The organism is Haloarchaeobius ordinarius (assembly GCF_051801355.1).
Classification (GTDB): Archaea; Halobacteriota; Halobacteria; order Halobacteriales; family Natrialbaceae; genus Haloarchaeobius.
On sequence record NZ_CP196560.1, the window covers coordinates 1,256,332 to 1,282,417 of the forward strand.

A 26,086-nucleotide genomic window follows, 5' to 3' on the forward strand; every position below is an offset into this window, starting at 1 on the left:
CACGGGATTTTTATCCATTCATTGCCTACCCCGGCCTGTGAGCGCCCGTACCACGGCCCTCGACGCCGTCATCTTCGGCGTCGACATCCAGAGCGGGGACGTCCGGGGTGACGCACCTTCTTACGCGCTCGTCGTCTTCGACGGCGATTCCGTCGAACGTGACGTCGTCACCTACCGGAAGCTCCGCCGCCGTATCGACGCCGAGACGCCGGCTATCGTGGCCACGGACAACATGTACGAACTCGCCGAGGACAAGGACGACCTCGTCCGGTTCCTCGGGAGTCTCCCGGACGAGACACGCCTCGTCCAGGTGACGGGTGACGAACAGCCCGAACCTCTCTCCCGCGTCGCCTCCCGCCACGGGGTCCCCTACGGAAAGGACCCGATGCAGGAGGCCGAGGCGGCAGCACGCCTCGCGGCCGGTAACGTCGGCTACGAGGTCAGCGCCTTCACCGATACGACACGGGTGAAGGTCTCGCGCGGCCGGTCGACTGGGAAGGGCGGCTGGAGCCAGGACCGCTACACGCGGCGCATCCACGGCAACGTCAAGAAGCGTGCCCGCGAGGTCGAGTCCACCCTCAAAGAGGCCGCCCTCGACTACGAGGTGGACGTGACCGAGAAGTACGGCGGCTACTCCAGCGCGGTGTTCTCGGTCGACGCCCACCCCGCTGACATCCCGCTTTCGCGGAACCGCTCGGGCGACACGCGCATCGAAATCGAACGCGAGCGCCGCGACGGTATCGAGTTCGAGCCGCTGGTGAAACGGCGCGACCACGTCATCGTCGGGGTCGACCCCGGGACGACGACCGCGGTCGCCATCGTCGGCCTCGACGGGCAGGTGCTCGACGTGCTCTCGACCCGGACCGCGGACATGGCCGCCGTCATCGAGTGGGTGGTCGAACGCGGCCGGCCGGTCATCGTGGCGGCCGACGTGACGCCGATGCCGAACACGGTCCAGCGGGTGCGGACCAGTTTCGACGCCGTCGGCTGGGAGCCGACGAGTGACCTCCCCGTCGACGAGAAGCAACACCGGACCCGCGAGACGGGGTACGACAACGACCACGAGCGCGACGCGCTCGCGGCGGCCCTGTTCGCCTACGACGACCACGAGGACCAGTTCGACCGCATCGCCCGGAAGACGCCGCCCCAGCTCGACCGCGGTACGGTTACGGCGAAGGTGCTGGCCGGCGAGGGCAACGTCGAGGCGGTCATCGCCGACCTCACCGAGTCCGAAGACGACGGCGAGGAGGAACACGAGCACGACCCGCGGGAACTCACCGCGGAGGAAAAGCGCATCCGCGACCTCGAACGGCAGGTCGAACGCCTCGACGAGCACGTCGACTCCCTCGAATCGACCATCGAGGAGAAAGACGACCGCATCGAGGAGCTGGAGCAGGAACTGTCCAACGCTCGCCGCGAGGAGCGCCGCGAGGCCCGCGAACGTCGGACCGTCACGCGACTGGAGCGCCGGAACCGGGCGCTCGAACGCGAACTGGACGAGAAGGACGAGGAGATCGAGGCGCTGGAGGCCAAGTTCAAGCGGCTCAAGGAACTGTGGAAGCTCGACCACTCGAACTTCGCGGACGTCTCCGAGAAGAAGAAGGGCCTCGTCCCGGTCAAACCGGTCGCGAAGTTCACCAAGGACGCCATCGACGCCGCCCACGAGAGCTACGGGCTGGCGAAGGGCGACGTGGTGTACCTGCGCGACGCCTCGGGTGCCGGCCCGTCGACCGCCAAGAAACTCGTGGAACACCAGCCCCGGGTCGTCATCAAGGACGGTGGACTCTCGGAGGCGGCCGACCAGATACTGTTCGAGCACCGCATCCCGGTCGGGCCGGCCGCCGACGTGGCGATGCAGGAGGTCGACGAACTCGCGGTCGCCCGCGAGGACGACGTGAAGGCGGTCATCGCGGTCTGGGAGGACCGTGCCGAGGAGCGCAAGAAGTCCCAGAAGACGGAGATGGTCGACCAGATTATCAGCGAACACCGGGCCGAGCGCGGCACCGGGCGGTACTGAGGCGGTTCGACACCTGTTCTCGTTCTAGTCGCCGGATTCGAGGGCTGCTTTCACTGCGGCATAGTCCGCACCTCGTCCCCGTGACTCGTAGTCGAAATCTGGCCAGAGGTCCAGCCCGTCCTCGGCTCTTCGGGGCGCGACGTGCAGGTGGAAGTGCGACACCGACTGCTGTACGCCTGTGTCGTGGAGCAGGTTCACGCCGTCGAAGCCGTGGTCCCGGAGCCGTGTCGCGATGTCCCTCGCGTGGTCGGAGACTGCCCGGAGTGCCTCTTCGGAGATGTCGAACAGGTTCTCGTGGTGGGCCTTCGGGACGACCAGCAGGTGCCCCTCGGAGACGGGTTCGAGGGGGGCGAACGCGAGCGTCTCGTCGGTCTCGTCGAGGACGAGGGCGTCGGCCTCGCCCGCGACGATTTCACAGAAGATACAGTCCATGCGCGAGGCGTCGGCCGTCGCAGGGGTAGTCGTTCCCCCGGTTTGGGGGTCGCTCTCACGCCAGCCCGAGCAGTGTCGCGCCCTCGAACTCGACGAAGAAGAGGTAAATCTGGTAGACGCCAGCGCCCACGAGCAGGACGCCGGCTGCGCGGGTGATGCGCCCGGTGTTCCGGGTGAGCCGGCGGACGAACACGTCCCGACCCAGGGCAGTCGCGACGGTCAGGAGCACCATCAGGGCGCTCATCCCGGCGGCGTAGGCGACCAGCCGGGCGATTCCGGCACCGGGGTTCGTCGTCAGTGCGCCGAGGACGACGCTGAAAAAGAGCGGGGCGGTACAGCCCGCGGCGGCCGCGGCGTACACCACGCCGAAGGCGACGTAGCCCCTCGCAGAGCGGTTCCGTTCGGGGAGCACGACCTGCTGGAGGCTGAGTTTCATCCCGAGCGCCATCGCCACGCCGAGCAGTATCAGCAACACCCCGACGACGAGTTCCAGAATCGCGATGTGCTGGAGGTAGCTAGTGCCGAGTGTGACCACGACCCCGCCCAAAACGCCGTACACCGCGAAGAAGCCCACACTGACGAGCAAGGCGACGCCGACCGCCCGGAACACGGTCGTGGCGGAGACCTGCTGGTCGGCCTCGTCGCCAGCGCTCGTGCCGACGTAGTAGGAGACGTAGCCCGGTAAGAGCGGGAACGCACAGGGCGCGAAGAACGCCCCGGCACCGAGGGTGAAGGCGTACGAGAGCCAGGATACCGAGACCATGCGAGGGGAAAGGGACCGACAGGTAAATAGCTCGGGCGGTCTGGCGTGCTCAGAACATGCCGCCCATGCCGAACATGCCGAGCATGCTACTGAGGAGGGCCTTCACCAGGAGCGCCATGCCGACGACGAAGACGGCGAGGCCGGCCGCCACGATGGGGTTCCCGACCGCGACGACGCCGATGCCCGCGAGCATCAACACGCCGCCGAGGAACCCGGAGAGCCCGAGCATCTGACCGTACTTCCCGCCTGCGCTGGACTGGGACGAATCTGCTGCCATGTGCTCTCGTCGCGGGGCCACGGGATTAAACGGCGTGGTTCCTGCGCGGAAGTCCAGATAAGTTAAAAACGTCGGCGACCAAGCACCACGTATGAGTGACAACGAGGGCGGCGGTCGACGTAACCTTCGTATGCCAGACGACGACGAGGTGTTCGCGACGGTGACGAACATGCTCGGCGCGAACCGTGTCAGAGTGCGCTGTGCCGACGGCGTCGAACGCACAGCCCGGATCCCGGGCAAGATGCAAAAGCGCGTGTGGATTCGCGAGGACGACGTAGTGCTCGTGAGCCCGTGGGACTGGCAGGACGAGAAGGCAGACATCACCTGGCGCTACGAGAAACAGGACGCCGACCAGCTCCGCCAGGAAGGCCACATTCAGTGAGTGGCTGGCCTGCGAGCGCGGTAGTTCTCTCGGCGCGGTAGCCGCTTCTCCCGTTCTTGTACACAGCTGCTCCGATGACTTCGATGGCCGACCTGCTGCGTCGTGGTCGCGCGTTCTCCGTCGAATTTCTCGCGCTCGTCGCCGTCGTCGTCGAGCCGTTCTCGCTGTACGTCGTGCTGGTGCTCTACTGGGCTGATTCGATAGTGGGGACGTGTCGGCAGGTCTGTCAGACCGTGGTTGCGGCGCCGCGCGAGGCGTACTCGCCGACGGGGCCACCGGCGGTCACCCGGAGCGGCGACCCGGCCCCGTTCAGATTTCTGGTCCCCAAACTCGGCACTGTCCAGCCGGTCGACTGGCTGCCACCGATAGCGGTCGACAACCTCAAGCCGGGCGCAGTGGGGGTCGTCGCACTGGTCCTGACTGCCGTCACCGTCGGTCTGACGGCGATGGTCGTCGACCCGCCGTTCAGCCTCCGGACGTGGCCGACGGCCGGGATACTCGTCGCCGGTGTGCTGGTGGTACTCGTGAAACACGGCCTGGCGTTCCGGCGATTCGTCGGGTCGGCCCGCCCCCCGGCCGGGCGAACGCTCCCGTTCGGCCGATGGCTGGGGTCAATTCTCGTCGCGCTCCCGGTGGTCGCCGTCGACGCCGTCTACGCCGGGGCCGACTTCGACCCTGCAGCCGGCTTCTCCGCGGTGGCGTTCGTGCTCGTCGTGGGACGAATCGCGTTCGAGATACATCGGGGGGCGGAGTGGACCGGCGCGGACTCGTTTGCGCTGTCGGCGCCGGCGGGACGACCGAGGGAGCGCTTCCGGGCCAACCGGGACGCGGTCCGGTTCGCGGGCGCGACGGACGGTATCCTCCCCCGGCTCGAGTGGAGCGTACTCACCGTCGCGTCCCGGGTTACGGCCCTTCTCTTGTTCTCCGTCGGCGGGTTCGTCGCGGCCGGCATCGTCGGCCTCGACCTGGCGATGTCGGCCGTCGTCGCCATCGTCGGCTCGCTCACCCTGTACGCCCTTGGCTTCGGGCTCGTGGGTGTCGCGCACTTCGACGTGGCGTTCGGGGCGATGGAGTACCGGCTGTACGACGACGAACTGGTCGCGTACGACACGCGACTCGACGCGGTGCAGTGGCGTGCCCCACTGGACGGGATTCGAGCGGTAGCCGTCGAGCGGAACCACTGGCTGGCACCGCCCGGTACCGACGCGGCGACGGTCACGCTCGACCGGACCGACCTCGCCGTCGAGCAGTCGCCGTATCGGTTCTCCCGGCAGACGCTCGCGTACGTCGAGGCGCCAGAGCGGGTCGCAGACCGGATTCGGCAGGTGGCGGCACGGGAACCGGTGCAGTAGCCGTCGGCGTCGCCCGCCCGCCCCCACGAGTTCAGCCGGCGATACCAAGGCTGATACCGCTTCGCCCCGTGGCATCGGCTAGATGACAGAGGAGTACGGACTGCTGGAGCCCGAAGCCGTCGAGACGCCCGGCGACGAGTGGGAGGAGATCGACGTCTCCGACACGGAAGCCGACCGTATCGCACGGAAACGAGACCGAAAGTTCAGTCAGTTCCGGAAACGAATCAAGGACGCCGACCAGTTCAAGGTGGAGGCGTCGGTGTTCGACGACGCGACCTACGCCGCGCTGTACAAGCTGGTGCAGGACGGCTGGGTCGACGCGCTCGGAGGCCCTATCTCGACGGGGAAGGAAGCGAACGTGTACACGGCACTCGGTGGGGACCGGTCCGCGACAGCACTGGACGAGGAGAGTCCGGAGGTCGCAATCAAGGCGTACCGCATCAACGCCTCGGACTTCCGTGACATGCGGGACTACCTGACCGGCGACCCGCGCTTCGAGGGCATCGGCTCGAAGAAGAAGCAGGTCGTGCTGGCGTGGGTACGCAAGGAGTACGCGAACCTCGAACGCGCCCAGAAGGCCGGTGTCAGGGTTCCGAAGCCGCTGGCGGTCGAGCGAAACCTGCTCGTGATGGAGTACATCGGCGCGGAGGACGGACGGGCGAAACGACTCGCGGAGGTGCACGTCGAGAACCCCGAGACGGCATACGAGGTCGTCCGCGAGTACATGCGACGCCTGCACCAGTCCGGGCTGGTCCACGGCGACCTCTCGGAGTACAACATGGTCATCCACGAGGGCGAACTGGTCGTCATCGACCTCGGGCAGGCCGTGACGATACACCACCCGAACGCACGGGATTTCCTCGAACGCGACTGCCGGAACGTCGCGAACTTCTTCGCCCGTCAGGGCGTCGACGTGACCGGCGACGACCTGTACGACTTCGTGGTGGAACAGGGCGACTGGGCCGACGACGACGAGGAGTAGTCGGCCACGCGACACGCGAGCGAAACCGATAAACGACAGAAGCCGGTACGTTCTCTCATGCAGTCCGCTCCCTGTTGGCGCTGGTTTGCGTACTCGGGAGCGGACAGTATCGCGTGCGGCGTCGGCGTGGCGTAACCGGGTCGGCGGGGACGCGGTGCTCCCTTCGTTCTCTTGCTTGCACCGTTCATCAGCCGCCAGTCACGCACACACATCCACGATGACAGCACACGACGACACGACAGATGCACCACACACGAACGAGGACAGCCAGCACGACGACTTCGTCGTCACCCCCTACGACGTCTCCGGGACGGTCGACTACGACCGCCTGCTCGAACAGTTCGGCGCGGACCGCCTCACCCCCGAGCAGGTCGCCCGCTTCCCGGACCACCCGATGCTCCGGCGGGGCATCTACTACGCCGGCCGGGACGTCGACGCGTACCTCGACGCCGCCGAATCGGGAGCGATGCACAGCATCGTCACGGGTATCGGCCCATCCGGCCCGATGCACATCGGACACGTCCTCGTGTTCTACCTCGCGAAGCGGCTCCAGGACGCCACGGGCGCACACGTGTACATCCCGCTTTCGGACGACGAGAAGTACTACTCGAAAGACCTCACGTATCCCGAAATCGGCGAGTACACGCGACAGAACCTGCGGGACCTCCTCGCCGTCGGGTTCGCCCCCGAGAAGACGACCATCGTCGTCGACACGGCCGACGCCGACGTGGTCTACCCGCTCGCGAGCGCGTTCGCGAAGCACCTCACGCAGGCGACGGTCGACGCGACCTACGGCGACCCCGAGAACGTCGGGCTCTCGTTCTACCCGGCAGTCCAGACCGCCCACCTGCTCCTTCCCCAGCTCGTCCACGGCGAACACCCGACGCTGGTCCCCGTCGCGGTCGACCAGGACCCGCACATCCGGGTGTCCCGGGACGTGGCCGCGAAACAGCGGTTTCCCGTCCGGAAACCGGGCGCGCTGCTGGGGAAGTTCCTGCCGGACCTCTCGGGACCAGGGAAGATGTCGAGCAGCGCCGACGTACCGAGCATCACCCTCGACGACGACCATGACACGGTCCGGGACACGGTGCTGACCCACGCGTTCTCGGGCGGCCGGACGAGCCTCGAGGAGCACCGCGAACACGGTGGTGACCCCACCATCGACGTGTCGTTCCAGCTCCTGCGGTTCTTCTTCGAACCGGACGACGACGAGGTCGAGCGCCTCGCCCGCGAGTACCGGGCCGGTGAGCTACTCAGCGGCGAGTTGAAAGAACGAGCCGCCGAGCGAATCAGCGAGTTCCTCACGGCACACCAGGAACGGAAGGCTGCACTGGGTTCGCTCGAGGAGGAACTGCCGGCCTATCGGCTGGACGCGGACGCGAGACGGACCGCACTGGAGGCGGTCGGTATCGACGTGCTCTGATCCGGTGTCGCACGGAATCTAGATATTCCTCGGGAACCTGATACATATCATGGAACCGAGGGACCCTTCAGAGGACGTCTCCCACGGGGCGGCGTTCGCCCTGCTGGGAAACGAGACACGGGTGGCCATCCTGCGCGAGCTCTGGAAGACCGCGACCGAGGGGCCGGTCCCGTTCTCGGAGCTCCGTGAGCGAGTCGGGATGCGTGACTCGGGGCAGTTCAACTACCACCTGACGAAGCTCACCGATACGTTCGTCCGGAAGGTAGAGCCCGAAGACGACGAGGACGGCGAGGGCGGGTACACGCTCCGGTACGCCGGTATCGCGGTCGTCGGTGCCATCCTCGCCGGGACGTACCAGCAGGCGGGGTTCGACGAGCCGGTCCCGGTCGACGGCGCGTGCCTCCGGTGTGGGGGCACGCTCGAACTCGCCTACGAGCACGAACGGGCGAACCTCTCGTGTACCGAGTGCGACGAGTTCACCCTGCAGGCGAACGTTCCGGCGGGCGTGTTCTCCGAGCGCGACCACGCGGAGACGCCCGCCCTGTTCGACCGGTGGATTCGCACGCAGGTCGACCAGGTCGCCGCGGGTTTCTGTATGCTGTGTCAGGGTCCGACGAGCTTCGAGGTCGGTCTCGGCGGTGGGACCGGCCTCGACGCGGCCGACGACGAGGAGGCGCTCGTCCGGTACGAGTGCGAGCGCTGTGGGGCGGGTGTCTTCGCGACCGTCACCGAGGCGATGACCCGCCACCCCGCGGTCGTCTCGTTCTACTACGACCACGGCATCGACGTCCGCGAGGAACCGACGTGGGCGCTCGACTGGCTGCTCGACGACGTGACGGTCGTCTCCGAGGACCCACTGGTCGTCTCGTTCGACGTCACGCTGGACGACGAGACGCTCCGGCTGACGGTCGACGAGCGGTTGAGCGTGGTCGAGGAGGAACGACTGCCGGTCGAGCACGCCCAGGCCTGAACTGCCGATTCATCGACAGAACCTGAGTTCTGCCCGCCCCGCGACAGAAGTGTAATTCTGCACGCATTTATTCTCCCATCCGGCGTCCTCGCTGGTATGACACTCCGAACAAACCACTCGTTCGTCCGGCTGTTCGCCGGGCGACTCGTCACGAACATGGGCGATAGCCTCTACTTCGTGGCGGCGATGTGGCTCGTCTACGACCTCACCGGCAACGAGTTCTACTCTGGGCTGGCCGGCTTCCTCACGCTCGCGCCGAGCGCCTTCCAGGCGTTCGCCGGGCCGCTCGTGGACCGCTGGGACCTCCGGCGACTGCTCGTCGGGACGCAACTGGTCCAGGCCGTGCTCATCCTCGCGGTCCCCGTGGCGCACTACTTCGGCTCCCTCTCGGTCTGGGTCGTCCTCGTCGTGATGCCGCTACTCTCGCTGTTGAACCAGGTCGTGTACCCGGCCGAGTCCGCGGCACTCCCTCGCGTCGTCGAGAAGGAAGAACTCGTGCAGGCGAACTCGCTGTTCGCGATGGCGTACCAGGGCGTCGACGCGGTGTTCAACGCGCTCGGCGGCCTGCTGGTCGCCGCCTTCGGCGCGGTCGCCATCTTCGTGTTCGACTCCGTGACGTTCCTCGCGGCCGCCCTGCTGTTCGCGTCACTGCGATTGCCGGCCGCGAGCGACGACGGGGCGGCCACCGACGCCGACGCCGACGCCATCGCCGACGGTGTCGCGGCTGACGGCGGTTCCGAGTCCACGTCGGAGGGCGAGGAGACCGGCTACCTCGCCGACCTGACGGAGGGGTTCGCGTACGTCCGCGGGTCCATCCTCTCGACGCTCCTCGCCGGGTCGCTCGTCATCAACTTCACGCTCGGGGCGGCCATCGCGGCGATGCCCTCCTACGGCGACTCGCTCGGCGGCGCGGGCGTCTACGGCCTGCTCGTGGCGGGGATGGGTGGCGGGATGCTCGTCGGCGCGCTGGTCGCCGGGAAACTCGACGACCTCGCGTTCGGGCGGTTGCTCGTCGGGTCGATGGCGTTCGCGGGCGTGGTGTGGCTCGTCGCACTGGAACTCTCGTGGACGCCCGCGACGGTCGGACTCATGGCGCTCGCGTTCGTCCCGAACGGCGTCGCGAACGTCCTGCTCGTCTCGATGGTCCAGTCGCTCGTGCCCGAGGCACTGCTCGGCCGGGTGATGGCCGTCGCCGGGAGTCTGTCGGCGGTGGCGACCCCGTTCGGCGCACTGGCCGGTGGGGCGCTGGCGGCCACGTTCGGGCCGGCCACCGCGATGGCGCTGACCGGCTGTGGCTTCCTGTTCCTCGCGTCGTACTGGCTGGCGATTCCTGCCCTCCGGCGGCTGCCGGCGGTCGGTGAGGTGGAGACGCTTTCGGCCTGAGCTGTCTCCCGGCCTGGGTCCGGGGTCGTCTCCCGGGTCGTGTGACCGACACTGCAAAGAGATCACGCCCTGGTGGTGTTCGCATGGAAGACGCCGCGACCCGGCCGCCGGAGGAGGCGTTCGGGCTGGTCGCGAACGAGACGCGAATCGCCATCCTGCGGGCGCTGTGGGAGGCCGACGAACAGGTCCTCTCGTTCTCCGAACTCCGGGACCGGGTCGGTATCAGAGACACCGGCCAGTTCAACTACCACCTCGGCAAGCTGGTCGGGACGTTCGTGGAGAAGGTCGACACTATCGACTGCGACGACGACGAGCTGCCGGGCGATTCCGACGGTGGCTACACGCTCCGGTTCTCCGGCATCGCCCTCCTCGGGAGCGTCCTCTCGGGGGTGTACACCCACGAGTCGACCGTCGGGCCGGTGCCGGTCGAGGAGTCCTGCATGGCGTGCGAGGGGTCGCTCGAAGCCGTCTACGAGGACCAGGTCGCCTCCCTCCGCTGTACCGACTGCGAGCAGCGGTACAACATGCTGCCGCTCCCGCCGGCCGTCGTCGAGGGACGGGACCCCGCAGCCCTCCCCGACATCATCAACCGGTACCTCTACACGGTCGTCGCCCAGGTCTCGGTCGGCTTCTGTCCCATCTGTAGCGGGCAGATGGCCCACCGGGCGGCCGAACAGGACGACGGCTGGCACGCCATCTCGGCGTGCCAGCGCTGCGGCCTCGACGTGAACACCTTCGTCCCCGGTTTCCTCATCGGGACCCCGGCCGTCGTCGGCTTCTTCGACGACCACGGCATCGACGTTCGCCAGACCTCGGCGCTGGACATCGACGCGTTCCACCCCGAGAACGGGAGGGCCGTGAGCGAGGACCCGCTTCGCATCGAGGTCACGTTCGAACTGGACGAGGAGACGCTGGTCGTCACGGTCGACGAGTCGCTGGCGGTGGTCGAGACGCGGCGAGAGTAGTCCGGCTTCTTACAGAAGAAACCATCTGTTTCGGCTCCTACAGAAATGTCGTTCTGATTACCTATATGGTCGTGGCAGGCGGCTGAACAGGTATGCGAACGCTCCTCTCGAACCGAGACTTCGCCCGCCTCCTCGCCGGGCGACTCGTCACGAACGTCGGCGACAGCCTCTACTTCGTGGCTGCGATGTGGCTCGTCTACGACCTCACGGGGAACGCCGCGTACTCCGGCATCGCCGGGTTCCTCGTCCTCGCGCCCAGCGCCCTCCAGGCGTTCGCCGGGCCGCTGGTCGACCGCTGGAACATCCGCCGCGTCCTCGTCGGGACACAGCTCGTCCAGGGGGTCGTCATCGTCGCCCTGCCGGTCGCGGACCACTTCGGCTATCTGTCGGTGTGGCTGATCCTCGCCGTGATGCCCCTGCTCTCCCTGTTGAACCAGCTCGTGTATCCGGCGCAGTCCGCCGCCCTCCCGCGAATCGTCGAGGACGACGAACTCGTACAGGCGAACTCGCTGTTCTCGCTGGCGTACCAGGGCACCGACACTGTCGCCAACGCGGCCGGTGGCGTCCTCATCGCCCTCGTGGGTGCCATCACCCTGTTCCTCGTGGATTCGGTGACGTTCCTCGCGGCCGCGCTGTTGTTCACGACCGTCTCCATCCCGGCCGCCGGGGAATCGGAGACGGCTTCGGGTGCGAACACGTCGGGCACTGCCGACACGACCACGGGGGACACGGCGACGGCCACCGACGGCGGGACCGCCGCCGACGAGGACCGGGCATCTGCCGACGGCGAGACGGAACCGAACGACACCGAGAGCGGCTACCTCGCCGACCTTCGCGAGGGTATCGAGTACGTCCGTGGGACCGTCCTCGTCCCGATGATACTCGGCGCCTCGCTGGTCAACTTCGCCGCGGGAGGGACCGCCATCGCGGCCATGCCTGCGTTCGCCGATACCTTCGGCGGGTCCGGTGCCTACGGCGCACTCATGGCGGCTATCTCGGCCGGGTCGCTCCTCGGCGCGGTCGTCGCCTCCCTCGTCGACGACCGACCGTTCGGGGCGCTCTCCATCGCGGCGTTCCTCGCCAGTGGTGTCCTCTGGCTCGCCGCGGTCGGGGCCGGCATGCGGACCGGGTCACTGGTCTTTACGGCCGGACTGTTCACCGTCGCGTTCGTCCCGGTCGGCGTCTCGAACATCCTGCTCTCGTCGATGGTCCAGTCCATCGTCCCGGAAGCACTGGTCGGGCGTGTCTCGAGTGTCCTCGGGAGCGCTTCGATGGTCTCGGTCCCGTTCGGGGCACTTCTCGGTGGGACCCTCACCGAACTGTTCGGTCCCGGCCCCCTCCTCGCGACGGGCGGGGTCGCCATCCTCGGACTGGGATGCTACTGGTTCCTCGACGAGCGACTCCGTGGCCTCGGGGCGGTGGGGGACGTAGAGACACTCACGTCGCCCGCCAGCGGGTGAGGTGATGACGAGTCGGCGGCGGCCGTCGTGGGGGACAGAGACACGGTACCGCGACTGCCGAAGCCTTAAACGGTCGGGAAACATACCGTCGGCCATGCAGCACGTGAAGATTCCGCAGGACCGCATCGGCGTGCTGATCGGTGAAGGCGGTGAGACGATGCGACGAATCGAGAACCGTGCCGGTGTCAGACTCGACATCGACTCGGAGAACGGTTCCGTCGCCATCGAGCAGGTGGGTGACCCCATCGACGCGCTGAAGGGCCCCGACATCGTCCAGGCCATCGGCCGTGGCTTCCCGCCCGAAGATGCGCTCTCGTTGCTCGACGACGAGATGCGTATGTTCGACCTCATCGACATCGACGCCGCAGCGCGGAACAAGCGAGACCTCAAACGGAAGAAGGGCCGGCTCATCGGCGAGAACGGCCGGACCCGGGAACTGATGGAGGAACTCACCGGCTCCAGCGTCGTCATCTACGGCACGACGATGGGCGTCATCGGTGACCCAGAACAGGTGCAAATCGTTCGCGAGGCCGCAGAGCGTATCCTCGACGGTGCGCCACACGGCTCGGTGTACTCGTACCTCGAACGCAAGCACAACGAACTGAAGCGCAAGGGCATGAACTTCCACCGCTATCCCGGTGGGACCTGAGCCCGACCCACGAACGACTCGCCGCCGAAATCGCACGACTGCGCGTACTTTTTGCGGTCCTGCCGTCTGCGCCACCGAGACGAATCGCCGGATTTCGGCTGGGTCGGCCACTGACTCGTTGTTGTATATAAAGGTAGTGTGTGTCTCTGTCCCACACGGCCCGTCTCGGGTTCCTGGCAGGCTTCCAGCCACTCCCACCAAAACCTTTTTGTAGAATCCCATTCAATCCATCGAGTGACTATGGCACAACAGATGGGCGGTCAGCCCCTTATCGTTCTCTCCGAGGACAGCCAGCGAACGTCCGGACGTGACGCGCAGTCGATGAACATCACGGCCGGAAAGGCCGTCGCCGAGGCCGTACGCACGACACTCGGTCCGAAAGGGATGGACAAGATGCTCGTCGACTCGACGGGCGAGGTCGTCGTCACGAACGACGGCGTCACCATCCTGAAGGAGATGGACATCGAGCACCCGGCGGCCAACATGATCGTCGAGGTCGCCCAGACCCAGGAGGACGAGGTCGGTGACGGCACCACCTCCGCCGTCGTCGTCTCCGGTGAACTCCTGAAGAAGGCCGAGGACCTCCTCGAACAGGACGTCCACGCGACCACCATCGCGAACGGGTACCGCCAGGCCGCCGAGAAGGCCAAGGAAGTGCTCGACGACATCGCCATCGACGTCGACGCGGACGACCGCGAGTACCTCGAGAAGATCGCGGCCACCGCGATGACCGGCAAGGGCGCAGAGTCCGCGAAGGACACCCTCGCCACGCTCGTCGTCGACGCGGTCCTCGCCGTGCAGGACGAGGACGGCATCGACGCCGAGAACATCAAGATCGAGAAGATCGTCGGCGGCTCCATCGAGAACTCCGAACTCGTCGACGGCGTCCTCCTCGACAAGACGCGCGTCCACGACAACATGCCCTTCTTCGTCGAGGACGCCAACGTCGCCGTCCTCGACGACGCCCTCGAAGTGCGCGAGACCGAGATCGACGCCGAGGTCAACGTCACCGACCCCGACCAGCTCCAGCAGTTCCTCGACCAGGAGGAGAAGCAGCTCAAGGAGATGGTCGACAAGCTCGTCGACGCCGGTGCTGACGCCGTCTTCGTCGGCGACGGTATCGACGACATGGCACAGCACTACCTGGCCAAGGAAGGCATCCTGGCCGTCCGCCGTGTCAAGGACTCCGACGCGAAGCGCATCGCCCGTGCCACGGGCGCTCGCGTCGTCTCCAGCGTCGACGACATCGAGGCCGACGACCTCGGCTTCGCCGGCAACATCAGCCAGCAGGACGTCGGCGGCTCCGAACAGATCCTCATCGAGGACGTCGAGGACGCCAAGTCCGTCACGCTCCTCCTCCGCGGCGGCACCGAGCACGTCGTCGACGAGGTCGAGCGCGCAATCGACGACTCGCTCGGCGTGGTCCGCACGACCATCGAGGACGGCACCGTCCTCCCCGGCGGCGGCGCACCCGAAGTCGAGCTCGCGCTCGCACTGCGTGACTTCGCCGACTCCGTCGGCGGCCGCGAGCAGCTCGCCGTCGAAGCCTTCGCAGACGCACTGGAAGTCATCCCGCGCACCCTCGCCGAGAACGCGGGTCTCGACTCCATCGACAGTCTCGTCGAACTTCGCAGCAAGCACGACGGCGGCGAGTACGCTGCCGGCCTCGACGCCTACACCGGCGACGTCATCGACATGGAAGAAGAAGGCGTCGTCGAGCCGCTCCGTGTGAAGAGCCAGGCAATCGAGTCCGCGACCGAGGCGGCCGTCATGCTCCTGCGCATCGACGACGTCATCGCCGCAGGCGACCTCTCCGGTGGCCAGATCGACCCCGACGACGGTGGCGACGCAGGCGGCCCGCCCGCAGGCGGCATGGGCGGCGGCATGGGCGGTATGGGCGGTATGGGCGGCATGGGCGGCGCGATGTGAAACTCGGTTCGCTAGCTCACATCCCACCCCACACCGACCCGCTCCCGCACCGCTATCTGACCGACGAACTTCTTTCGACGCCGATTCGATAGCCACAGCACCCACGCTCTCGCCGATACGATCGACATTTCAGCCAGTAGAAAGTATTTACCGCGACGGTCGCTGGTCTGGCGTATGCGTCGTCGCACCCTCCTCGCGTCCGTCGGCACCGTCCTCGCGACCGCAGGCTGTCTCTCCGACGCCGGGTCGCCGGGGGCCGACGGCCAGCGTCCCGACCCGGAAACCGACACGACAGCCACCGAAACGCCGGTGCCGACCAGCCAGTCCCCCGCCGCGTTCTCCAGTGCTGTCACGGTCGGTGGGACCACGTTCCGTTTCACCGGTGTGACGACCCGACACTCGTACTTTCACCTCACGTTCCCGGACGCGATGGCGGTCGAGGCGGCCGACGGCCAGTTCCTGTTCGTCGGCGTCGCCGTCGAATCGGGACAGGCACCCGAACTCGGGGCGTTCGACCTGGTCGTCGGCGACGAGACGTACGCCCTGTCGACCGAACTCGGCGAACGGAACCCATACAGCGTCCCGGTCGCGGCAGGGAACGGCGGCCCGTACGACCCGGAGGAGGGGGCCGGCTGGCTCGGTGCCGATGTCCCCGCCCCGAGTCCGGGGCCGGAGCCGCTGCTCCGGCTGTCGGTCGGCGGCGACACCCGGGACGTGGCCCTCCCGGGGTTCCTCGCGGACGAACTCGGTGACCCCGCGCCCGAATATACCTTCGACGATATTTCGGCCCCGGACTCGGTTGGCCCCGGCGAAGACATCGTGGTCGAACTCCCGGTGACGAACGAGGGTGATGGGACTGGTACTGCCCGGGCCGTCGTGAACGAGGAGGGGCCGATGTACGCACCGCATCGCATGGAGGCGTCGCTCGACCCCGGCCAGTCCACCACGCTCACCGAGCACCTCACCAGCCACCTCGACTACGGGGTGAAGACGGACACGGTCCGGTTCGAGGTTCGTGCACCCGGCGTCGAGTCCAGCCACGAAGTCACGATCGAGGACTCGGCCTGACCCCTCACCGAGCGGCCACGACCTTCTTGGCGCCGCGCACCCGTGCAGTGGCCATGCAGGTTCGCGAGGTGATGGCAGACGAACCAGTGACCGTCGCCGAGGACGCGACGCTCCGTGAGGCCGTCGAGCAGTTCCTCCGCCACGGCGTGGGTAGTGCTATCGTCATGCGAGACGGCCGGACGCGCTCGTTCAAGTGTGGTATCGTCACCGACACAGACGTGTTGCGCGCCGGCTATCGGGAAGACGCACCGCTGTCGTCGCTCCGGGTCGCAGACGAGATGAGCAGTCCGGTCGTCACGGTGACACCCGAAACCAGCGTCGAGGACGCCCTGGAGACGATGCGACGGAAGCGAGTCAAACACCTCGTCGTGACCCACCAGATGCGGGTCGTCGGGGTGGTCACGCCCACCGACGTGGCGATGCACCACTCCGAGGCGGTCGAGGCGGCCCGTCACGTCCGGGCGAAACGGCCGGAGTGGCGACCGGACGACCCGTGAACGGGTTCTGGAGCCGGCGAACGACCGACCGAGGTATATAAGTTGATGCCGGCGAATCTTGCGGCATAATGCAGACACTCCTCCTGAGCAGCGAGGACGTCGACGAGAACGCACAGATGCCGGACGTCATCCGTGCGGTCGAAGAAGCGTTCGCGGCCTACGAGCGCGGTGACGCCCAGATGCCGGCGAAGTCCTACATCGACCTGCCCCAGTACGACGGCGACTTCCGGTCGATGCCCGCATACATGGAAGCCAGCGACTGGGCTGCCGCCGGCATCAAGTGGGTGAACGTCCACCCGGACAACCCGAAGGACCACGGTCTGCCGACCGTGATGGGGACGATGATATACTCCGACCCCGAGACCGCGTTCCCGCTGTCCATCATGGACGGGACCGAACTCACGATGAAGCGGACCGGGGCGGCCGCCGCGGTCGCCACGAACTACCTCGCGGTCGAGGACGCATCGTCGCTGGGTATCGTCGGCGCGGGCGTCCAGTCGTACACGCAACTCGACGCCATCAGTCAGGTCCGCGACATTCGGGAGGTCGTCGTCGCGGACGTGAACGAGGAGGCCGTCCAGCGGTTCATCGACCGCTACGACGACGAGTTCGACGTCCGCGCGGGGTCCATCTCGGAGGCCGGCCACTGCGACGTGCTTTCGACCGTGACGCCGGTCGAAGACCCCATCGTCTCGGCCGAGGACCTCGGCGAACACACCCACGTCAACGCGATGGGTGCCGACGCCGAAGGCAAGCACGAACTCGCGGACGAAGTGCTTCTCGCGTCGAAACTCGTCATCGACGACTACGACCAGACGACCCACTCGGGTGAAATCAACGTCCCGTTCCACGCCGGTACGCTGTCCGACGACGACATCTACGGCGAAATCGGTCAGATAGTCACGGGTGCCATCGACGGCCGGACCGACGACGACGGTGTGACCGTCTTCGACTCGACCGGCCTCGCCATCCAGGACGTGGCGACGGCCCACGTCGTCTACGAACACGCCGACGAGAACGACAACGGCACGCCGTTCGACCTGCTTGGTCTCGGGAACTGACCTGTAGATACGAAGATACTTTTGCCGCCGGGGCGAACTCGAGGCTACCGATGGTCCACGCTGCCGTGTTCGCAGACCTCGCGGTCTTCGAACTCGCGAACATCGGCTTGCTGGTCGCGTACGCGTCGTTGTTGGCGGTGTTCCTCCTCCAGTACCGCCGGGGTGACCTCTCGGGGTCGAGACTGTTCTTCCTCGTCGGGATGTGCCTGTCCTGGCTCGCCTACAGCGTTCTGCAACTCACCGGGGAGGGACGGTTCGCGAACGATACCGTTCTGAACTACGTGCTCGACGGGTTCTCCGCCGTCCTGCTCGTCGGCGGACTGTACGCGCTGTACCGCGGCTGGCGGGCACGCGGGAGTGACGGTGGCGAGAACGGCGACGGAGAGAACGGCAGAAACGGCGGTGGGACCGGCCACGGACTGGACTCGTAGCTAGCTACGTCGGCCGGACCGGCTACTGCGGGCGAACCGATTCCAGTGCCTTCGAGACGAGCCAGACCAGTGCGATGACTGGGAGTATCGGAAGGAGGATGACGAACAGGAGTCCGAACATGATGAGCCCGATTGCCGACATCTCCTCGTTGGGATGGCCGCCCGGCAGTTTCGTCACCGTCCTGAGTGCCTTCTTGGGCGTCGATACCTGCTGTTCGTCTGTTTCTGCTGTGCCCATGCGAAATGTACGGTCCCGAGATGAATAAGGACGCGCTCGGGCGGAGGTGAGGCGACGGCTGAACCAGGGTCGGCACTCCGAACGCCTCTGTCTGTCTGTCTGTCTGCCCCCAGTCAGTTCGCCTCGAAGTCGATGCTCGGGCGGAACGGGACCGCACCGGTGTCCGCGTCGTCGGCTTCGGTCTCGACGACGACCTCGGCGTCGAACTCGCGGGCGAGGAAGCCGGCGGCGTCCTCGTACACCGCGGCTTCGTCGAGGCTGGCCAGCTCCACGAGGCGGTCGTCGTCGGTCCCGCGGACGAGGTCGACGAGGTCCTGTACCAGGTCGTTCACCGCGTTGCCCTTCTCGCGCAGCGCCGGGTCGCTCATCACCTCGTTCATGACCACGCCCTGGTCCGGCCCGACCTCGTGGACGGTCTCGAACACGTCGTGTTTCCAGTCGGCGGCGACCGTCACCCGGACCACGTCGGGGTCGGCCTCGGGCACGTCCTCGGCGGCGTTCTGGAGCGATTGCTGGATGCCGTTGATGTCGTCCGTGAGTCGCTCCACGAGGCTCTCGGCGGCCTCGTCACGCGGGCTCCGAAGCGAGTCGTCGACCCCGGGCCACGGGGCGTCCTCGGCGGGCGTCCCGGTCAGTTGCTCGTGGAGTTCGTTCGCCAGGAAGGGGACGAACGGCGCGAGCAGGCGCAGCCGGGTCTCCAGCACCGTGCGGAGGGTCCACGTCGCGCCAGCCCGGTTCGTGTCGGTCCGGCGGCGGTACCAGCGCAGGTCCTCCTCGAAGTTGTAGAAGGCCGCCTGCGAGGCGGTCCGCGTCTCGAAGCGGTCCATCGCCTCCGTGACGGTCGCGACGGTGTCTTGCAGTCGCGAGAGCAGCCAGCGGTCGATCTGTTCGAGGTTGCGCTCGCCGTCACCGCTGTCTCGCGGCTCCGCCGCTCGACTATCCGCGGAGCGTGGCTCCGCGCGCTCGATGATATCCCGGGCCCGTCGCCAGAAGCGGTCGAGCTGGTCTCTGGTACTGGCGACCTGCTCGGCGCGCCAGTCGTAATCCTGCCACGGCTCTGCCGAGTTCATCAGGAAGAACCGTACGGTGTCCGCGCCGTACGTCTCGATGGCTTCGCCCGGGAGCACGACGTGCCCCTTCGAGGAGGACATCTTCTCGCCCTCCAGCAGGCCCATTCCCATGACGGTGATGCCCCGGGGCCACTTCGACGGCTCGAACAGTTCCGCGTGGTGGAACAGGTAGAACGTCAGGTGGTTGGTGACGAGGTCGTTGCCCGAACACCGGTAGTCGACCGGGTACCAGTAGTCCCACTCCTCGCGGAGGTCGAGGGCGGTCTGGGGCGGTTCCTCGACCGCGTCTGCGCCATAAAACAGCGTGTCGAAGAACTCGCGGTCCATCTCGTCGGGGTCCACGTCGGCCAGCCGGTGGGCGAAGGTGTAGTACGCCATGTAGACCGTCGAGTCCGACAGCGGCTCGATGACGAACTCGGGGTCCCACGGCAGGCGGGTGCCCAGCCCGTAGTTGCGGATACACGGCCACTCGTTCAGCCAGTCGATGGTTTGGTCGTACTGCTCTCTGGTGTTCTCCGGGATGGCGTCCAGTCCCGCGACGGCGTCGTGGGCCTTCTCTTTCCAGTCGGCGTCGTTGTACCGCAGGAACCACGTCTCCTGTTTGGCGACCTCCACGTCGCCGCCGCAGCGGCAGACGACCGCCTCGGAGAACTCCTGCATGGTGGCGAAGGCGTCGCCGAGGTATCGTTGCTTGAACTCGTCGCGCACGTCCTCGACCACCTTCCCGGCGAACTTCCCGTACTCCGCCAGCAGTTTTCCGGAGTGGAACTCGGCGTTGTAGAGGTCCTGCGTGACCGCCTTCAGGTCGGGGTCCTGGCTGGACTCGATGCCCGCCTCCTCGACCGCCGACTTCGCGGGAACCTCGCCGTAGCCCTCGATTTCGAGGATTGGGACCGGTTCGATGGCGGCCACTTCGTCGGCGTCGATGCCGTACCCGGCCATCTCCCCGGCTGCGGCCGCCTCCCTGGCCTCCTGCAGCGCGAGATAGTCGTCCGGCGAGTGTGCCGGCACCGACATCACGACGCCCGTCGCGTTGTCGGCATCCACGAAGCTCGCGGGGAGGACGAGCACGTCGTCGCCCGTTACCGGGTTCTCGACGTGCTTTCCGACGAGGTCGGTTCCCGAGTACTCGTACCGGACCTCGACCTCGTGACCCTGCAGGTCGAGCTTCTCGGCGGCGGTCTGCGAGACGAACCAGAACTCGTCGTCGACCTCGGCGACCACGTAGTCGGCGTCTGGGTCGACGAAGGCGTTGGTCACCCCGCGGACCGTCTCCGGGCGCAGGGTCGCCATGGGAACGGTCACGTCCGCCCCGTCCAGTTCTGCGCCGAACTTCACGAGGGTGTACTCCTGGAACTCGGCCTCCTCTCCTTCGAGGAGGTCGTGGGTCGTCACCGGCTGGTGCTCCTCGGTGCAGTACTTGACTGGATGGAGCCCCTTCTCCAGCAGGCCACGCTCGCGCAGCGTCTCGTACTGCCACGTGATGAACTTCGAGTAGCGCTCGTCGTTCGTGGTGAACTCCCGCCGCCAGTCGATGGAGAGCCCGAGTTGTTGCATCCCCTTCTTGTAGTGCTCCTCGATGAAGTGCCGGGCGAAGCCCATCGGCGTCTCCAGTTCTTCGAGGGTGTCCTCGGAGACGTTGTACGTGTTCGTCAGGACGTCGAGTTGCTTCGCTTCGCCCTTCTTCAGGCGCTCGACCGCCCCGACGATGGGCGTCCCCGTGACGTGCCACGCGATGGGGAACAGCACGTTGTCACCCTGCTGGCGGCGGTATCTCGCGTACACGTCCGGCACGGTGTAGGTCCGGGCGTGCCCGATGTGCATCCCGCCGCTCGGGTACGGGTACGGAACCGTGACGAACGTCGGCTCCGCGTCCGACCCGGGGTCGGGTGTGGCCTCGTATCGGCCTTCCTCCCGCCAGCGGTCACGCCACGTCGCTTCGAGTGCCTGCGGGTCGTACTCCATACCCTTCGATTCGCGTGGAGACGACAAAAAGGCAGCCGCAGGGGGGGTGTGACCGCCTCGGCAGCCAGCCGGAATCGCCGGGAGTCGGCCAGTCTCGCGCTGTCGGATTGAAAAGCCTTTCACGCTGCGTATCGTCGGCTCACGCAACGAGATATCTATGCAGCGACAGCAGGGGTTCGACCACACACGAATCGAGCGACGATGGCAGGAGGCATGGGACGACGCGGACGTGTTCCGCGTCGAGGACGACGCGACCGACCCCGAGTACGTCCTGGCGATGTTCCCGTACACGTCCGGCCAGCTCCACATGGGTCACGTGCGGAACTACGCCATCACGGACGCCTACGCCCGCTACCAGCGCCTGCAGGGCGAGGACGTGCTCCACCCGATGGGCTGGGACTCCTTCGGCCTCCCCGCGGAGAACGCGGCGAACGAGCGCGACACCAACCCCCGCGAGTGGACCGAGCGCTGTATCGAACAGATGCGCGACCAGTTCGAGTCGCTGGGCTTTGGCTACGACTGGGAGCGCGAGGTCAAGACCTGCGACCCGGACTACTACCGCTGGAACCAGTGGATGTTCGCCCGGTTCAGGGAGGCCGGACTGGTCGAGCAGAAGGCCAGCGAGGTCAACTGGTGTCCGTCCTGTGAGACCGTGCTGGCGGACGAACAGGTCGAGGGCGACGACGAACGCTGCTGGCGGTGTGACACCCCCGTCGGCGAGCGCGAACTCGACCAGTGGTTCTTCCGCATCACCGAGTACGCCGACGAACTGCTCGACGCCATCGACGACCTCGACGGCTGGCCGACGAACGTCCGGGACATGCAGCGCAACTGGATCGGCCGCACCGAGGGCGCGGAGATTCCGTTCACCATCCAGACCCCCGACGGCGAGGAGGACGTGACCGCCTTCACCACCCGGCTGGACACCATCCACGGTGCGACCTACTTCGCGCTCGCTCCGGACCACCCGCTGGCCGAGGCCGCCGCCGAGCGCGACGACGACGTAGCCCACTTCGTCGACGAAGTGGCCGTCCCCGAGGGCGACGAGCCCCAGGGTGTGAAGACCGACCTCACCGCGACGAATCCGGCGACCGGCGAGGACCTGCCGGTGTACGTCGCCGACTTCGTCCTGAGCGACGTTGGGACGGGCGCGCTGATGGCCGTCCCGGCCCACGACGAGCGCGACCACGCCTTCGCGCAGTCCCACGACATCGACATCACGCAGGTCGTCGCACCCGAAGACGACGACGTCGAGGTCGACGTGCAGGAGGCAGCCTACACCGAGGACGGCGTGCTCGTCAACTCCGGCGAGTACGACGGTCTGTCGAGCGCCGAGGCCCGTGAGGCCCTCACCGAGGACCTCCCCGGTGCGGAGTCTGCCGTCCAGTACCAGCTGCGTGACTGGGGCGTCTCCCGCCAGCGCTACTGGGGCACCCCGATTCCCATCGTCCACTGTGACGAGTGTGGGCCGGTCTCCGTGCCGGACGAGGACCTGCCGGTCGAACTCCCCGAGTTCGTCCACACGACGGGGAACCCGCTGGACGCTGCCGAGGAGTGGAAGCACACCGACTGTCCCGAGTGTGGCGGCGACGCCGTGCGCGAGACGGACACGATGGACACCTTCGTCGACTCCTCGTGGTACTTCCTGCGCTTCACCGCGCCCGACATGGTGGACGCCCCGTTCGACGTCGAACGTGCGAACGACTGGATGCCGGTCGACGAGTACGTCGGCGGCATCGAACACGCCGTGATGCACCTGCTGTACTCCCGGTTCGTCACGAAGGCGCTCGCCGACCTCGACCTGCTGGAGCACCGCGAACCGTTCGACACGCTGGTCACGCAGGGGATGGTTCTGGGCGAAGACGGCGCGAAGATGTCCAAGTCCAAGGGCAACGGCGTCTCGCCCGAGCGCATCGTCGAGGAGTACGGCGCCGACACCGCGCGCCTGTTCGTCCTGCGTGCGGCCCGCCCGGACAAGGACTTCCCGTGGAGCGAGGAGGGCGTCCGCTCCAGCCACGAGTTCCTCCAGCGCCTCTACCGGCTGGCCGAGGACGTGGACCTCGACGCCACCCCGGACACGGACTCACCCGCCGCGGCGTACGTCTCTCGTGAGACCGACGCGACCATCGCGGCCGCCGCAACCCACTTCGACGAGATGCAGTTCAACCTCGCGGCCCGCGAGATAGACGAACTGGTCACCCTGCTGGTGCGCTACCGCGGCCGGGACGACGCCGACCCCGGCGTGGTCGCCCGCGGCGTCGAGGCCGCCGTCAAGATGCTCGCACCCATCGCACCCCACGTCTGTGAGGAAGCCTGGACCGAACTCGCCGGCGACGATGCCGACTTCGTCGCCACCGCCGACTGGCCCGCCCCCGCCAGCGACGTGACCGACCACGAGCGCGAGCGCAAACTGGTCGAGAACACCCGCGAGGACGTCCGCCAGATCATCGACGTGGCCGGCATCGAGGACCCGACCGGCATCGACGTGGTCGTCGCGCCGCAGTGGAAGCACCGCGCCCTCGAACTCGCTATCGACGCCGGCGACGACGTTGTCGGCTCCGTGATGCGCGACGAGGAACTCCGCCAGCAGGGCTCTGCTGCTGCGGACTTCGCGAAGGACCTCGCCGCAGAACACCCCGGGCTCTCCGAGGCACTCCCGCCCGAGCGCGAGCGCGAGGCCCTGGAACGTGCGACCTGGCTCGTCGAGGACGAGTTCGACGTCCCGGTGCAGGTGCTCGCGGCCGAGGACGCCGACGACGGCGTGGCGAAGAAGGCCCGCCCCGGGCGCCCCGCGATTCAGGTCCACGAGGACTGAGCCGAACGTCACAGATTTCGGTCTCTCTACTGGATTTTCTGTCTGGCGCGCGCTGGTGAGCGTGCTTCACGCCAGTGAAGCCGCGAGACGAGTCGCGCGAGGGATGAGCACCGCAGCGGAGCACCGCGGAGCGAGGAGCGCAGTCGGGTGGGGAGGGTGTGGTGCGGTGGCGGTGCTGTGCGGTCACCATCTCCACCGGCGCGAGCCCGCTGCTCGTCGCCATCTGGACGACTTACCTGCGCTACCCATCTGGACGACTCTCTTGGACGACCCTCCTGGACGACTCACCTGCTCGTCGCCAACCGCCCCATCCACCGTTCCAACAGTGTCAGTGGGGCGTCGAACGACAACCTCTGGAACGCCGCCGAAAACAGCCGTTCTCAGCTGATGTCGATGGTGTGGCCTTCGTCCGCCTCCTCCTTCGGCAGGCGGATGGTCAATGCGCCGTTGTTGAACGACGCCGTGATACCGTCCTCGTCGACCGGTTCCGGGACGCGGATGCTCCGGCTCACCGACTCGCGGCGCTCGCGGTGGATGTACCGGCCCGCTTCCTCCGAGCCCTCCTCGGTCTCCTCCTCGCGCGAGGCGTCGAGATGGAGTGTCCCCTCGGAGAACGTCAACTCGATGTCGTCGCTGGCGAACCCGGGCAGGTCGGCGATGACTTCGTACTCGTCGCCGTGGTCCTGCATGTCGATGGGCACCGTCTCCAGTGTGGACATTCCGCTCTGGTCGAACTGCTGACTCATTCGGTCGATCATCTCCTCGAACTCCTCGAACGGATTTCGTCGCATCACAGGCGACTGATACGGGCGCTGATACCTTAAAAGCGACTCCGGTCGCCCGTGTGTCCTGTAGATTCGGAGTATTCAGGTGAATGCGTGTTCAGCGACTTGCATTACCCCGACACCCTCATATCTCCACGCTTCGTAAGCGTGAGTAGGCGGCGATAGCCGACAGGAAGGGGGAGTTGGCCAGCCGCCCTCGCTGCTCATTCCGTGCACTACAGATTCGAGAGCAGCCTCTTTCAGTACGAGTGAATCGTTCATCGGAGCCGACGCTGCGCCGAGAGACCTGGACCTGTTCGAGTCGAACGGGGCAGTCGAGACAGCTCGCTTTCTCCCCACTCACTCCAGTACGTGACGCACGTCGTACGACCCGAGCACCCGCACCCAGCCGTTGCCGGCGATGTCCTCGATGACCGAGAGGGCGTCCTTCGTGCGCTGTTCGTACAGGCCGGCGTCGACGTCGATGTGGAAGACGTAGTCGCCGAGGCGCTCGCCCGAGGGTCGGGACTCGATACGGCTCAGGTTGATGTCGCGCTCTGCGAACGGCTGCAGGAGTTCGAGCAAGAGCCCGGGATAGTTCGTGTTCGGGTACACCACGAACGAGGTCTTGCCACCGGCTTCGGACCGGGTCTCCGGCGGTGCGACCACGAAGAAGCGCGTCGCGTTCGAGGTTCGGTCTTGGATGTCCGAGGCGAGGACCTGTACCGTCTCGTCGGCGGTCCCCGGGTGAGCGATGGCCGCGACCGTCTCGTCCTCGCGGGCGTGTTCGACGCCCTGCGCGGTGCTCGCGACGGGTTCGCGCTCGACCCCCGGGTAGTGTTCGTCGAGGTACTCCCGGCACTGTGCGAGCGCCTGCGGGTGGCTCGCGACCGTGTCGAACTCCTCGGACTGCGCCAGCAGGGCGTGCCGGATGGGCGTGACGACCTCCTGGAGGACTGCGACCTCGTAGCTCGCGAGGGCATCGAGCGTCTCCGTGACGCTGCCCTCGATACTGTTCTCGATGGGGACGACGCCGCGGTCGGCCTCGCCCTCGGCGACGGCCTCGACGATGCTCGTCACCGATTCGCGGAACGACACGTCCTCGGCGACCGCACGGGCGGCACGATGTGAGTACGTGCCCGCGGGCCCCAGCGTGACGACTGTCATGGCAGGCGGTACAGCGCGCCTCCGGA

At 67.1% G+C, this 26,086-nt stretch carries 23 protein-coding genes; 16 read left to right on the forward strand and 7 right to left on the reverse strand.

The window, feature by feature from the left end; genetic code table 11:
- Window positions 1–37 precede the first annotated feature (37 nt).
- Window positions 38–2,017 carry a DUF460 domain-containing protein gene (locus ACSC1R_RS06530; RefSeq protein WP_439028270.1) on the forward strand — a complete coding sequence of 660 codons (1,980 nt, stop codon included), beginning with the start codon at window positions 38–40 and terminating at the stop codon, window positions 2,015–2,017.
- A 24-nt stretch (window positions 2,018–2,041) separates the two neighbouring features.
- On the opposite strand, the gene ACSC1R_RS06535 is transcribed toward ACSC1R_RS06530, so the two are convergent.
- From ACSC1R_RS06535 to ACSC1R_RS06545, 3 genes are read right to left on the reverse strand one after another with little or no spacing between them, the layout of a single operon-like run.
- Window positions 2,042–2,449 carry an HIT family protein gene (locus ACSC1R_RS06535; RefSeq protein WP_439028271.1) on the reverse strand — a complete coding sequence of 136 codons (408 nt, stop codon included), beginning with the start codon at window positions 2,447–2,449 and terminating at the stop codon, window positions 2,042–2,044.
- Window positions 2,450–2,504: 55 nt separating this feature from the next.
- On the reverse strand, window positions 2,505–3,212 hold the full coding sequence (locus tag ACSC1R_RS06540; protein ID WP_439028272.1) for a cytochrome c biogenesis CcdA family protein: 708 nt from the start codon (window positions 3,210–3,212) through the stop codon (window positions 2,505–2,507).
- A gap of 49 nt (window positions 3,213–3,261) precedes the next feature.
- Window positions 3,262–3,489 carry a DUF7470 family protein gene (locus tag ACSC1R_RS06545; protein ID WP_439028273.1) on the reverse strand — a complete coding sequence of 76 codons (228 nt, stop codon included), beginning with the start codon at window positions 3,487–3,489 and terminating at the stop codon, window positions 3,262–3,264.
- Between the two features lie 91 nt (window positions 3,490–3,580).
- Between ACSC1R_RS06545 and eif1A the strand changes: the two genes are divergently transcribed.
- From eif1A to ACSC1R_RS06615, 14 genes are all read left to right on the forward strand, one after another.
- Window positions 3,581–3,871 carry a translation initiation factor eIF-1A gene (eif1A, locus tag ACSC1R_RS06550; RefSeq protein ID WP_261649466.1) on the forward strand — a complete coding sequence of 97 codons (291 nt, stop codon included), beginning with the start codon at window positions 3,581–3,583 and terminating at the stop codon, window positions 3,869–3,871.
- 83 nt (window positions 3,872–3,954) lie between these two features.
- The gene (locus ACSC1R_RS06555) at window positions 3,955–5,223 is read left to right on the forward strand and encodes a hypothetical protein (protein WP_439028274.1); all 1,269 of its coding nucleotides are present in this window, start codon (window positions 3,955–3,957) and stop codon (window positions 5,221–5,223) included.
- 82 nt (window positions 5,224–5,305) lie between these two features.
- Entirely contained in the window at window positions 5,306–6,205 is a 900-nt protein-coding gene (gene rio1 / locus ACSC1R_RS06560; RefSeq protein WP_439028275.1) for a serine/threonine-protein kinase Rio1, read from the forward strand.
- 217 nt (window positions 6,206–6,422) lie between these two features.
- Window positions 6,423–7,628, forward strand: a complete 1,206-nt coding sequence (locus tag ACSC1R_RS06565) for a tryptophan--tRNA ligase (RefSeq protein ID WP_439028276.1) — start codon at window positions 6,423–6,425, stop codon at window positions 7,626–7,628.
- 49 nt (window positions 7,629–7,677) lie between these two features.
- Window positions 7,678–8,598: an ArsR/SmtB family transcription factor gene (locus ACSC1R_RS06570; protein ID WP_439028277.1), complete on the forward strand. Its 921-nt coding sequence runs from the start codon at window positions 7,678–7,680 to the stop codon at window positions 8,596–8,598.
- A 96-nt stretch (window positions 8,599–8,694) separates the two neighbouring features.
- A complete protein-coding gene (locus tag ACSC1R_RS06575; protein WP_439028278.1) occupies window positions 8,695–9,981 on the forward strand; it encodes an MFS transporter in 1,287 nt (428 codons plus the stop codon).
- An 83-nt stretch (window positions 9,982–10,064) separates the two neighbouring features.
- Window positions 10,065–10,946 (forward strand): winged helix-turn-helix domain-containing protein, encoded by an 882-nt coding sequence (locus ACSC1R_RS06580; RefSeq protein WP_439028279.1) that lies wholly within the window; start codon window positions 10,065–10,067, stop codon window positions 10,944–10,946.
- 92 nt (window positions 10,947–11,038) lie between these two features.
- Window positions 11,039–12,406, forward strand: a complete 1,368-nt coding sequence (locus ACSC1R_RS06585) for an MFS transporter (protein ID WP_439028280.1) — start codon at window positions 11,039–11,041, stop codon at window positions 12,404–12,406.
- Window positions 12,407–12,500: 94 nt separating this feature from the next.
- A complete protein-coding gene (locus tag ACSC1R_RS06590; RefSeq protein ID WP_439028281.1) occupies window positions 12,501–13,055 on the forward strand; it encodes a KH domain-containing protein in 555 nt (184 codons plus the stop codon).
- A 240-nt stretch (window positions 13,056–13,295) separates the two neighbouring features.
- The gene (thsA, locus tag ACSC1R_RS06595) at window positions 13,296–14,984 is read left to right on the forward strand and encodes a thermosome subunit alpha (RefSeq protein ID WP_439028282.1); all 1,689 of its coding nucleotides are present in this window, start codon (window positions 13,296–13,298) and stop codon (window positions 14,982–14,984) included.
- Between the two features lie 174 nt (window positions 14,985–15,158).
- Window positions 15,159–16,052 (forward strand): hypothetical protein, encoded by an 894-nt coding sequence (locus ACSC1R_RS06600; protein ID WP_439028283.1) that lies wholly within the window; start codon window positions 15,159–15,161, stop codon window positions 16,050–16,052.
- Between the two features lie 53 nt (window positions 16,053–16,105).
- The gene (locus ACSC1R_RS06605) at window positions 16,106–16,549 is read left to right on the forward strand and encodes a CBS domain-containing protein (protein ID WP_439028284.1); all 444 of its coding nucleotides are present in this window, start codon (window positions 16,106–16,108) and stop codon (window positions 16,547–16,549) included.
- A gap of 65 nt (window positions 16,550–16,614) precedes the next feature.
- A complete protein-coding gene (locus ACSC1R_RS06610; RefSeq protein WP_439028761.1) occupies window positions 16,615–17,610 on the forward strand; it encodes an ornithine cyclodeaminase family protein in 996 nt (331 codons plus the stop codon).
- Window positions 17,611–17,660: 50 nt separating this feature from the next.
- On the forward strand, window positions 17,661–18,041 hold the full coding sequence (locus tag ACSC1R_RS06615) for a hypothetical protein (RefSeq protein WP_439028285.1): 381 nt from the start codon (window positions 17,661–17,663) through the stop codon (window positions 18,039–18,041).
- A gap of 22 nt (window positions 18,042–18,063) precedes the next feature.
- On the opposite strand, the gene ACSC1R_RS06620 is transcribed toward ACSC1R_RS06615, so the two are convergent.
- The gene (locus ACSC1R_RS06620) at window positions 18,064–18,279 is read right to left on the reverse strand and encodes a DUF7535 family protein (protein WP_439028286.1); all 216 of its coding nucleotides are present in this window, start codon (window positions 18,277–18,279) and stop codon (window positions 18,064–18,066) included.
- Window positions 18,280–18,392: 113 nt separating this feature from the next.
- A complete protein-coding gene (gene leuS, locus ACSC1R_RS06625) occupies window positions 18,393–21,314 on the reverse strand; it encodes a leucine--tRNA ligase (RefSeq protein WP_439028287.1) in 2,922 nt (973 codons plus the stop codon).
- Window positions 21,315–21,471: 157 nt separating this feature from the next.
- On the opposite strand from leuS (ACSC1R_RS06625), the gene leuS (ACSC1R_RS06630) reads away from it, so the two are divergent.
- A complete protein-coding gene (leuS, locus tag ACSC1R_RS06630) occupies window positions 21,472–24,129 on the forward strand; it encodes a leucine--tRNA ligase (protein WP_439028288.1) in 2,658 nt (885 codons plus the stop codon).
- 380 nt (window positions 24,130–24,509) lie between these two features.
- Here leuS (ACSC1R_RS06630) and ACSC1R_RS06635 read toward each other — a convergent pair whose 3' ends face one another.
- Together ACSC1R_RS06635 and pheA are read right to left on the reverse strand one after the other, a co-directional pair.
- On the reverse strand, window positions 24,510–24,920 hold the full coding sequence (locus ACSC1R_RS06635; RefSeq protein ID WP_439028289.1) for an Hsp20/alpha crystallin family protein: 411 nt from the start codon (window positions 24,918–24,920) through the stop codon (window positions 24,510–24,512).
- 333 nt (window positions 24,921–25,253) lie between these two features.
- The gene (gene pheA / locus ACSC1R_RS06640) at window positions 25,254–26,060 is read right to left on the reverse strand and encodes a prephenate dehydratase (RefSeq protein WP_439028290.1); all 807 of its coding nucleotides are present in this window, start codon (window positions 26,058–26,060) and stop codon (window positions 25,254–25,256) included.
- Window positions 26,061–26,086 lie beyond the last annotated feature (26 nt).